At 53.8% G+C, this 9,747-nt stretch carries 12 protein-coding genes; 6 read left to right on the forward strand and 6 right to left on the reverse strand.

Going from position 1 to position 9,747, the window contains the following annotated elements:
• Positions 1–303: 303 nt before the first annotated feature.
• Positions 304–846 carry a gamma carbonic anhydrase family protein gene (locus U869_RS0119555; RefSeq protein WP_029988365.1) on the forward strand — a complete coding sequence of 181 codons (543 nt, stop codon included), beginning with the start codon at positions 304–306 and terminating at the stop codon, positions 844–846.
• A 34-nt stretch (positions 847–880) separates the two neighbouring features.
• Here the strand turns inward: U869_RS0119555 and aroE are convergent, their stop codons facing one another.
• Genes aroE through dprA form a run of 5 tightly spaced genes read right to left on the reverse strand, consistent with a single transcriptional unit; the run spans position 881 to position 4,425 of the window.
• Positions 881–1,699, reverse strand: a complete 819-nt coding sequence (gene aroE, locus U869_RS0119560; protein WP_025123440.1) for a shikimate dehydrogenase — start codon at positions 1,697–1,699, stop codon at positions 881–883.
• An 11-nt stretch (positions 1,700–1,710) separates the two neighbouring features.
• Entirely contained in the window at positions 1,711–2,280 is a 570-nt protein-coding gene (gene tsaC / locus U869_RS0119565) for an L-threonylcarbamoyladenylate synthase type 1 TsaC (RefSeq protein ID WP_025123441.1), read from the reverse strand.
• A 7-nt stretch (positions 2,281–2,287) separates the two neighbouring features.
• Positions 2,288–2,833, reverse strand: coding sequence for a type I DNA topoisomerase (locus U869_RS0119570; protein WP_025123442.1), 546 nt, complete (start codon positions 2,831–2,833; stop codon positions 2,288–2,290).
• Between the two features lie 25 nt (positions 2,834–2,858).
• A complete protein-coding gene (locus tag U869_RS0119575) occupies positions 2,859–3,332 on the reverse strand; it encodes a DUF494 family protein (protein ID WP_025123443.1) in 474 nt (157 codons plus the stop codon).
• On the reverse strand, positions 3,304–4,425 hold the full coding sequence (dprA, locus tag U869_RS0119580; RefSeq protein WP_025123444.1) for a DNA-protecting protein DprA: 1,122 nt from the start codon (positions 4,423–4,425) through the stop codon (positions 3,304–3,306). The genes U869_RS0119575 and dprA overlap by 29 nt, the downstream gene beginning before the upstream one ends.
• A 132-nt stretch (positions 4,426–4,557) precedes the next feature.
• Between dprA and def the strand changes: the two genes are divergently transcribed.
• The 5 genes from def (at position 4,558) to mscL (ending at position 9,393) form a co-directional block, all read left to right on the forward strand.
• Entirely contained in the window at positions 4,558–5,067 is a 510-nt protein-coding gene (gene def, locus U869_RS0119585; RefSeq protein ID WP_025123445.1) for a peptide deformylase, read from the forward strand.
• A 17-nt stretch (positions 5,068–5,084) separates the two neighbouring features.
• Positions 5,085–6,029, forward strand: coding sequence for a methionyl-tRNA formyltransferase (gene fmt / locus U869_RS0119590; RefSeq protein ID WP_025123446.1), 945 nt, complete (start codon positions 5,085–5,087; stop codon positions 6,027–6,029).
• 72 nt (positions 6,030–6,101) lie between these two features.
• On the forward strand, positions 6,102–7,391 hold the full coding sequence (gene rsmB / locus U869_RS0119595; RefSeq protein WP_025123447.1) for a 16S rRNA (cytosine(967)-C(5))-methyltransferase RsmB: 1,290 nt from the start codon (positions 6,102–6,104) through the stop codon (positions 7,389–7,391).
• Between the two features lie 70 nt (positions 7,392–7,461).
• On the forward strand, positions 7,462–8,838 hold the full coding sequence (gene trkA / locus U869_RS0119600; protein ID WP_025123448.1) for a Trk system potassium transporter TrkA: 1,377 nt from the start codon (positions 7,462–7,464) through the stop codon (positions 8,836–8,838).
• A gap of 138 nt (positions 8,839–8,976) precedes the next feature.
• A complete protein-coding gene (mscL, locus tag U869_RS0119605) occupies positions 8,977–9,393 on the forward strand; it encodes a large-conductance mechanosensitive channel protein MscL (RefSeq protein WP_025123449.1) in 417 nt (138 codons plus the stop codon).
• Positions 9,394–9,471: 78 nt separating this feature from the next.
• Here mscL and U869_RS0119610 read toward each other — a convergent pair whose 3' ends face one another.
• Positions 9,472–9,678: an alternative ribosome-rescue factor A gene (locus tag U869_RS0119610; protein WP_025123450.1), complete on the reverse strand. Its 207-nt coding sequence runs from the start codon at positions 9,676–9,678 to the stop codon at positions 9,472–9,474.
• Between the last annotated feature and the right edge of the window lie 69 nt (positions 9,679–9,747).

Here is a 9,747-nt window from a genome sequence, read left to right on the forward strand (position 1 = left end):
GGCGTATACTACGCTTTCCTCTTTCAGAGTCAACCTTAATTTCAGGTTTTTTTCTCTGCGACCCCGGAGACTCTGTGAAGTTGTTCACATGTTCCGTGTCGATGGAGGCGCATTATAGGGATCCCAATTTTTTCCACAACCCCTTTTTGGATCTTTTATTACTGATTGCGCACTTTTCCGCCCTTTCGCACGGATCTTGCCCGATCGAGGCCATTTTACCTACGATCCACCCCGCTGACTGGTTGTAATTCCACCGTCAAAGTCTAGTATTGCCGGAAACAAGATCCTTATATGAGGCAATCCATGTCCAATTCAGTGCGTCCTTATCTGCATTACTCCCCTCAAATTGGCCTACGCGTCATGATCGATCCTTCTAGCGTGGTGATCGGCAACGTTGATCTGGCCGATGATGTCAGTATCTGGCCCCTGGTTTCCATTCGCGGCGATGTCAACGCAGTGAAGATTGGTGCACGCAGTAATATCCAGGACGGCAGCGTTCTGCATGTGACCCATAAATCCGATTACAACCCGGCAGGCTATCCTTTACTGATCGGCGAAGACGTTACCGTTGGGCATAAGGCCATGCTGCATGGTTGTACCATTGGCAACCGCGTTCTGGTAGGGATGGGATCGATTCTGCTGGACGGTGCGGTAATAGAAGATGATGTGATGATTGGCGCCGGTAGCCTGGTCGCCCCCGGCAAGCGTCTGGAGAGTGGCTACTTATATGTAGGCAGCCCTGCGCGCCAGGTACGAGCCTTGACCCCGGCTGAGCTGGAAGGATTACGCTATTCGGCTAACAACTACGTGCGCTGGAAAGATGAATACCTGGGTGAAGATATCTGACGATCCCGCCCTGCTTGCCAGAGCGGGGCAATCTTTACGCCGCCATTTCCCTGCGTAATTGCTGCAATACCGGTTCAATCTCCGGCATTACGCCATGCCATAAGAAGAAAGCGTGTGCCGCCTGACCCACCAGCATACCCAGCCCGTCAGCATAATGTTGCGCCCCCAACTGCTGCGCCCAGGCCAGGAATGGGGTACCGCCTTGTTGATAGAACATGTCATAACACCGGGTGGTGGCACCTATAATGTTATCCGGCAGTGCCGGGATCTCACCATTGAACCCGGAGGCGGTTGCGTTGATCACTAAATCAAAATGTTGTTGATCCAGCCGATCCAGCGGCAGGGCGACGATCTCCCCCAGATGCTGGAATGCCGCAGCCAACTCCTCGGCGCGGCTGAAGGTGCGGTTAGTCAGCACCACTTCACAGCCAAAAGAAAGCAGTGGCAGGATCACACCCCGCGCAGCGCCACCCGCTCCCACCAGCAACACTCGGTCACTTGGCCGGATCAAGTCCTGGCGTTCAAGATCCGACAGCAAACCGATACCGTCGGTGTTATCACCCAGCAGTTTGCCATCGGGCAATACCTTCAGCGTATTCACCGCGCCGGCCATTGCTGCCCGTTCGCTAAGTTCGCTCGCGGCCTCATAGGCACACTCTTTAAAGGGCACGGTGACGTTGGCCCCTTGGCCACCAGCAGCAATAAACCGCTGCAAGGTGGGAACAAATCCGTCCAACGGAGCCAGCACGGTGCCATACGGATGTTCGATCCCGGTTTGCTGCGCAAACAACGCATGGATCCGGGGGGACTTACTGTGAGCAATCGGGTTACCGAATACCGCGAACTTCTCCATAGATAGTGCCTCTAGCCCTGACGGATCTGCTCACCGGTCAAAGCATCTCTAATTTCAGAAGGGTTTAACCGGCCACCTACGTTACCTGCCAGCACCGGGAAAGCGTCACCAAACTGCTGCACCACTTCGGCTATGGTGCGGCATGGCTCCTCACCGCTCAAGTTGGCACTGGTTGACACCAACGGCTTGCCGAACTGGCGGCAAAGCTGCTGCACCAAAGGATGATCGCTAACGCGCACGGCCAATGAGCTAAAACGGCCGGTCAGCAAGGCTGGCGTTTGCGGTTTTGCCGGGATCACCCAGGTTACCGGGCCAGGCCAACTGGCAAACATCGCGGCACGCTGTTGCTCGTTCAATACGCTGTCATCTATATAAGGTGCCAGCTGGGCATAATCGGCCGCGATCAGGATCAGCCCTTTTTCCCAAGGGCGCTGTTTCAAGGCCAGCAGCTGTTTGACGGCCTGTTCGCTATCTGGGTCACACCCCAGACCGAATACCGCTTCTGTTGGATAGGCAATCACCTGCTGGTTTTCCAGCGCGGCAATAATAGGCGCGAATGCGCAACTGTGTTCTGGGTTCATGGCTTGATTATTCTGAGATAGCGACGGGTTTTCCGCACAGTTTACTGGCGCAGCACAGCGTTGGACCTTTTGCCGTGCGCTTTTCCATCAGTAAAGGGTAGTGGCAATAGGCACACTCACCGGCGACGGGTTTAAAATTGAGGACAAACTGACATTCCGGATAGCGATCGCAGGAATGGAACACCTTGCCATAGCGGGATTTACGCTGCAGCAATTGGCCCTGGCCACACTGAGGGCAAGCGATGCTGGTTTCATCCGGTTTGTCGATCACTTCGGTGTGATCGCATTCGGGATAGTGGCTGCAACCGATAAACATCCCATAACGCCCCTGGCGCAACACCAGCGTTGTCTGGCATTTCGGGCATTGCTGTCCCTCCAGCACTTTGACAACATGGCCGTCCGCCTGCGCTTTTAAAGGCCGGATATACTCGCATTGCGGATACTGGGAACAGCCGAGGAAGGGGCCGTGGCGACCACTGCGGATCACCAACTCGGCCCCGCATTCCGGACAGGGTTCATTTTGCCTCGCGGCAAAAATCGCTGGTTTTGTCATAACGTCTTCTATGCCTGTTACCTACTCAGTGCAGGTAACCTTCGTTTACTTCAAATAACAGTTCTTCCATCTGCTGATACGCGCTCTCATACCCGGGGATATTGAACAGCACCATCAACACTACCCATTTCAGATCTTCGAGATCAAATTCCGTATTATCCAAAGCCATAACACGATCGATAACCATTTCACGGGTTTCGAGGTTCAATACCTGGATCTGTTCTAGGAACAGGAGAAAACCACGGCAACCGGCATCTAAACGCACGCTCTCTTCTTCGGTGTAGATCCGCATAGCCAGCGGATCGGCAGCCATGAAATAAGGGGCATTCTCGCCTTCCTGGAGGTCTGCAAGCTTTTCGATCCAATTCAACGCGTTGAAGATATCATCACGATCGAACCCTGCTTCGGTAAGATCGTGGGTCAAAGTATCCTGATCAACGTGCATCTCTGGTTCATTGTGGATATAGGTCTCAAACAAATACATGAGTACGTCGAACATGGCATGCCCTCCTTATTCGGACATAGCCGCCGGGTACAGCTGCGATCCAACCTGCTAACTCCAGATCGAGTAATTTGATTACCACCTCTGGCACAGATTGGCCGGCACGTTCGGCGACGACGTCAACAGGTGTCACCTCATCTCCTACGTTAGCCAACACATCGGCAAATGGCAATTCAACTTCGGCCTCTGATGAAGAAATAGTTGTATTTTCGCTCACAGGCAACCATTGCAGGCCACTTCCCAGTTGTTCTGCGATATCTTTTGGGCCGGTAACCAGGTTGGCCCCTTGCTGGATCAGCCAATGAGATCCCTCGCTCATCGGGTTCCCCAACGCCCCCGGCAGGGCAAATACCTCACGCCCCTGATCCAGCGCATAGCGTGCAGTGATCAGCGACCCACTACGTAGTGAAGCCTCTATCACCACCACGCCCACACTTAACCCACTGATAATACGGTTACGGCGCGGAAAGTGCGCAGCCAGTGGCAAATCGGTAACCAGATGCTCGGAAACGACCGCTCCGCACTGCTCAATGATTTGCTCGGCCAGGCGGCGATGGCGGCGTGGGTAGATATTTGCCAGGCCGCTGCCCAATACCGCAATCGTGGTGCCTTCGGCCTCCAAGGCTGCGCGGTGGCAGATCCCGTCAATGCCAATCGCCAGGCCGCTGGTGACGGCAAAACCGCAATGCACCAACTCGCTGGCAAAGTAACTGCCCCAACGCTCGCCATAGTGACTGAACTGGCGGCTACCGACCATGGCGATTTGTGGCCGTTGCAGCACCTCTACATCGCCCTGCACCATCAGTAATAATGGCGCATCATCGATATGCGCCAATAACTCGGGAAACCCAGCTTCCCCATATCGCAACAACTGATTGCCCGGCTGCTCCAGCCACTTGAGCGTTGCCTTGAGATACTTTCCATGTCCCCGCTGGAACTGTTTGCGCTGCTGGCTGTTCAACCCCAATGGCTCGAGCAATGAGTAAGGATTACCCCCTTCGACAATCAGACGGTGGACAATACGGCTGGCCTGGAGTGCGCCAATCCTGGTCACAGCATGCATGCGTAAAGCAATTTCTTCCGGCTGCATCAATCATTCCCTCGCGGCAAATGGGGTATTACCAATTCGTGCAATTGGTCTGGGATGCTGTCAATCAGGCCGAAAAATGTCTAGAATAGAAGCTAATCACTGTTCATCACTCGGATACAGATCTTAAGATATATGTCAGTCTTGCAGGTATTACATTTCCCAGACGAGCGGCTACGCAAAATTGCGGCCCCGGTAAAAGAAGTCAATGCAGATGTCCAGCGCATCGTGGATGATATGTTTGAAACCATGTACGCAGAGGAAGGCATTGGCCTGGCTGCCACACAGGTCGATATTCATCAGCGCATTATCGTCATCGACGTTTCTGAAAACCGCGATCAACGCCTAGTGTTGATCAACCCGGAACTGCTGGAAAAAAGCGGTGAAACCGGTATCGAAGAAGGCTGCCTTTCCATCCCTGAGCAACGCGCCCTGGTGCCACGCGCAGAGAAAGTGAAGATCCGCGCCCTCGATCGTGAAGGGAAACCTTTTGAACTTGAGGCTGATGATCTACTGGCTATCTGTATTCAGCATGAAATGGATCATCTGGTTGGCAAACTGTTTGTCGATTACCTGTCGCCGCTGAAACGCCAACGTATCCGTCAGAAACTGGAAAAAATGGCCAAGCTTGAAGCTCGCGCCTAACCGATCAGGAAATCAACGTGTCTGACTCTTTACGGATTATTTTTGCCGGAACCCCTGACTTCGCAGCGCGTCACTTAGACGCGCTGTTGTCTTCTGGGCATCAGGTGGTCGGCGTCTTCACCCAGCCCGATCGCCCCGCAGGCCGCGGTAACAAGCTGACGCCAAGCCCGGTCAAGGTGCTGGCTGAACAGCATCAGATCCCCGTTTTTCAGCCTAAGTCACTACGTCCGCAAGAGAATCAGCATCTGGTTGACGATCTTAAGGCTGACGTTATGGTAGTCGTGGCCTATGGCCTGATCCTGCCTAAAGCGGTGCTGGATATGCCGCGCCTGGGCTGTATCAACGTTCATGGCTCTCTGCTGCCACGCTGGCGTGGTGCGGCACCGATCCAGCGTGCGCTGTGGGCCGGTGATAGCGAAACCGGCGTAACGATCATGCATATGGACGTAGGTCTCGATACCGGCGACATGATGCACAAGATCGCTTGCCCAATCGAAGCCACAGATACCAGCGCCAGTCTGTACGACAAACTGGCAGAACTGGGGCCTCAAGGGCTGTTGGCCACTTTGCAGCAATTGGCGGCAGGTACGGCGCAGCGCGAAGTTCAAGATGAAGCGCTGGTTACCTACGCAGAAAAGCTGAGTAAGGAAGAAGCCCGCCTGGACTGGAGCCTTGCTGCAGAACAGTTGGAGCGCTGTATTCGCGCCTTCAACCCGTGGCCCATCAGCTATTTCACCGTTGACGATCAGCCGGTGAAAGTCTGGCAGGCCAATGTGATAGCGGAAAGCGCCAACGCAGAACCCGGCACCATCGTGCATGCCGACAAGCACGGCATCCAGGTTGCCACCGCAGACGGTATTCTGAACCTGACGCAGCTACAGCCCGCCGGTAAAAAACCGATGTCGGCACAAGATTTGCTGAATTCTCGCCGCGAATGGTTCACACCGGGCAACCGGTTATAAGCCACTCCCATTGCCCGGCCATTGTTGCCGGGCTGTTTGTTTCTTAATGCCGATCGTTATCCGCCTTAGCCTATGAAAAACAATTACAATCTCCGAAGCATTGCTGCCAAGGCCATCGGCCAGGTACTGGATCAGGGGCAGTCGCTCAGCACCATTTTGCCCGCATTACAAAAGAACATTTCTGACAAAGACCGTGGGCTATTGCAGGAGCTCTGTTTCGGCACGCTGCGCGTGCTGCCGCAGCTCGAATGGTGCATTCAGCAGTTGATGGCAAAGCCGATGACCGGCAAACAGCGCCCATTGCACTATTTGCTGATGGTTGGCCTGTATCAACTGCTGTATACCCGCATTCCACCACACGCGGTATTAGCCGAAACGGTTGAAGGTGCGGTTGCCTTGAAGCGACCACAGCTGAAAGGGTTGATTAACGGGGTACTGCGCCAGTTCCAGCGCCAGCAAGAAGAGCTACTGGCACGCGCCGCTAATAACGACAGCCGCTATCTGCATCCAAGCTGGCTGCTTAAACGCATCAAACTGGCTTACCCAACCCAGTGGGAGCAAATCGTTGACGCCAATAATCAGAAGCCACCCATGTGGCTGCGCGTTAACCGCCTGCACCATACGCGTGAAGATTATTTACAACTGATGCAGCAGGCAGGCATTGCAGCCGTTCCCCATCAAGACTATCGCGACGCGGTACGTTTACTGGCGCCGTGCCCAGTGACGGATTTGCCCGGCTTCGCAGACGGTTGGGTGACGGTGCAAGACGCCTCCGCTCAGGGTTGCGTTGATCTGCTGGATCCGCAAGACGGTGAACAGATCCTCGATCTTTGTGCAGCTCCCGGCGGCAAGACGACCCATATTCTGGAAGCCGCCCCTAAAGCGCATGTGTTAGCCGTCGATATCGACGAGCAACGCTTGAGCAGGGTGAAAGAGAACCTCCAGCGCCTGCGTCAGCATGCGGAAGTTCGCCAAGGTGATGGCCGTACCCCGCAAGAATGGTGCGGTGACCAGCAGTTCGATCGTATCCTGTTGGATGCCCCTTGCTCCGCCACCGGTGTTATTCGTCGCCACCCGGATATCAAGTGGTTGCGTCGTGACAGCGATATCGCCGAACTGGCCGCTTTACAGGGCGAAATTCTGGAAGCTATCTGGCCACGCCTGAAATCGGGTGGTGTGATGGTCTATGCAACCTGCTCTATTCTACCGCAGGAAAATAGCGAGCAGATCGCCGCATTCCTGCAACGTCACACCGATGCCAAGCTGGTTGAAACCGGCGATCTCCAATCACCAGGCAAACAGAATCTTCCTCATCCTGAGGATGGCGATGGTTTCTTTTACGCTAAGCTGATTAAAATATAACTGTTCAGAGAGCGCCTGCGGGCATTCTCAACTATCGGCTACGGCCGTCGCAGATCGAGCAGAGAAATCGATGAAAATTATTATTCTTGGCGCAGGGCAAGTTGGCGGGACACTGGCTGAAAACCTGGTGGGTGAAAATAACGATATCACCGTGGTCGATACCGATACCGGACGGCTGCGCCAGTTGCAGGACAAGTTTGACCTGCGCGTCGTTCAGGGGCACGGCTCTCACCCGCGCGTGTTACGTGAAGCCGGTGCCGAAGATGCCGATATGCTGGTTGCCGTCACCAACTCTGACGAAACCAATATGATCGCCTGTCAGATCGCTTATACGCTATTTAACACCCCGAATCGTATTGCACGTATCCGCGCACCAGATTATATCCGCGAGTCCGAGAAGCTCTTCCATCCGGACGCGGTGCCCATCGACCACCTGATCTCGCCGGAGCAGCTGGTTATCGATTACATCTACAAGCTGATCGAATACCCAGGCGCCTTGCAGGTAGTGAACTTTGCCGATGGCAAAGTCAGCATCGCAGCGGTGAAAGCCTATTATGGCGGCCCACTGGTGGGGAATGCCCTGTCTGCCATGCGCGAACATATGCCACATATCGATACTCGCGTAGCCGCGATTTTCCGTCACGATCGTCCGATCCGCCCACAAGGCTCAACCATTATCGAAGCGGGCGATGAAGTGTTCTTCGTTGCCGCCTCACAGCATATCCGCGCGGTAATGAGTGAACTGCAACGCCTGGAGAAACCCTATAAGCGCATCATGATCGTCGGTGGCGGTAACGTAGGTGCGGGGCTGGCACATCGATTAGAAAAATCGTACAACGTGAAGCTGATTGAGAAAAACCAGCAACGTGCCGCCGAATTGGCAGAGCAACTGCACGATACCATCGTTTTTTACGGCGATGCTTCCGATCAGGAACTGTTGGCCGAAGAGCATGTCGAGCAGGTGGATGTGTTTATTGCCATCACCAACGATGACGAAGCCAACATCATGTCTGCCATGCTGGCCAAGCGCATGGGGGCCAAGAAGGTGATGGTACTGATCCAGCGCCGCGCCTATGTCGATTTGGTCCAGGGTAGCGTCATTGATATCGCGATTTCACCGCAACAAGCCACCATCTCCGCGTTACTTGGCCACGTGCGTAAAGCCGATATCGTCAGCGTTTCCTCACTGCGCCGCGGCGTTGCCGAAGCCATTGAAGCCATTGCCCATGGCGATGAAAGTACCTCCAAGGTCGTTGGCCGTATGGTAGAAGAGATTAAGCTGCCGCCAGGTACCACCATCGGTGCGATTGTGCGCGGTGATGATGTGATCATTGCCAACGGCAACAGCCGGATCCAACAAGGCGACCACGTGATTATGTTTATTACCGATAAGAAATTTGTGCCGGACGTCGAGCGCCTGTTCCAGCCAAGTCCGTTCTTCTTATAAACACATAAATCATGCGAATGCATTTTTGAAACATCAGGCGCCGAGAATTAGGAAAAACCAAAAATTTTCCTATACTGACTGTGTCAAAGGCGCGTTGATTTGTTAAAGTTGCGTTACTAATTTTTGAGGGGTGTTCTGATGGGTATGTTAAAAGAGTTCCGCGAATTTGCCATGCGTGGCAACGTGGTCGATCTGGCAGTGGGTGTGATCATTGGTGCGGCATTCGGTAAAATCGTTTCTTCCTTGGTTGCCGATATCATCATGCCACCTTTGGGCTTGCTCATTGGCGGAGTCGACTTCAAGCAGTTCCACCTGGTACTACGTGAAGCCAAAGATAATGTCCCAGCAGTCGTGATGAACTATGGCTCTTTCCTGCAGAATATCTTTGATTTCGTGATTGTCGCCTTTGCGATCTTTATGGCTATCAAGTTAATGAACAAAATGCGCCGTAAAGAAGTTGAAGAGCCCGCCGCGCCACCTGCGCCAACGGCCGAAGAGAAGCTGCTGACAGAGATCCGCGATCTGTTGAGTCATCAACAGCAGCCGAAGCTGTAATTCAGCGCTATAAGACGGGCGCAACATGCGGCGCCCCTACGTTTTGAGAGCCATCTTGCGAGATGGCTTTTTTGTGGCTTAAAACCAGAAGGCCAGTGGTAAATTGTCGTTGGGCAATTTACCACTGGCCTCCCAGTTACCGCCTTTTGCATGTTTGTCTTTACGCCGGTAGCTGCCTTTCCCTTTAGTGTTCTTCTCTACCCGTTGGCGGAAAAGCGGGTCGTGCAGCAACGCCTCAATGGCATTATCCTGGATCTTACCTTTGGTATGACGATATTGGGTCATCATGGTCTTCCTGTGGGTTGGTGATAATAAACGCGCCGATAATACTGCTGGGCAGATAAAAATTAAAGA

The sequence above is a fragment of the Serratia sp. H1w genome, from assembly GCF_000633355.1.
In the GTDB taxonomy this organism is placed as follows: domain Bacteria; phylum Pseudomonadota; class Gammaproteobacteria; order Enterobacterales; family Enterobacteriaceae; genus Chania.

Bases quoted from the DNA above. Each gene is read 5' to 3' on its own strand.
- dprA (WP_025123444.1), bottom strand. From the start codon at position 4,425: ATGCAGCCGGAAGAAATTGCTTTACGCATGCATGCTGTGACCAGGATT.
- def (WP_025123445.1), top strand. From the start codon at position 4,558: ATGTCAGTCTTGCAGGTATTACATTTCCCAGACGAGCGGCTACGCAAA.
- rsmB (WP_025123447.1), top strand. From the start codon at position 6,102: ATGAAAAACAATTACAATCTCCGAAGCATTGCTGCCAAGGCCATCGGC.
- aroE (WP_025123440.1), bottom strand. From the start codon at position 1,699: ATGGAGAAGTTCGCGGTATTCGGTAACCCGATTGCTCACAGTAAGTCC.
- U869_RS0119570 (WP_025123442.1), bottom strand. From the start codon at position 2,833: ATGACAAAACCAGCGATTTTTGCCGCGAGGCAAAATGAACCCTGTCCG.
- U869_RS0119575 (WP_025123443.1), bottom strand. From the start codon at position 3,332: ATGTTCGACGTACTCATGTATTTGTTTGAGACCTATATCCACAATGAA.
- tsaC (WP_025123441.1), bottom strand. From the start codon at position 2,280: ATGAACCCAGAACACAGTTGCGCATTCGCGCCTATTATTGCCGCGCTG.
- trkA (WP_025123448.1), top strand. From the start codon at position 7,462: ATGAAAATTATTATTCTTGGCGCAGGGCAAGTTGGCGGGACACTGGCT.
- mscL (WP_025123449.1), top strand. From the start codon at position 8,977: ATGGGTATGTTAAAAGAGTTCCGCGAATTTGCCATGCGTGGCAACGTG.
- U869_RS0119555 (WP_029988365.1), top strand. From the start codon at position 304: ATGTCCAATTCAGTGCGTCCTTATCTGCATTACTCCCCTCAAATTGGC.
- U869_RS0119610 (WP_025123450.1), bottom strand. From the start codon at position 9,678: ATGACCCAATATCGTCATACCAAAGGTAAGATCCAGGATAATGCCATT.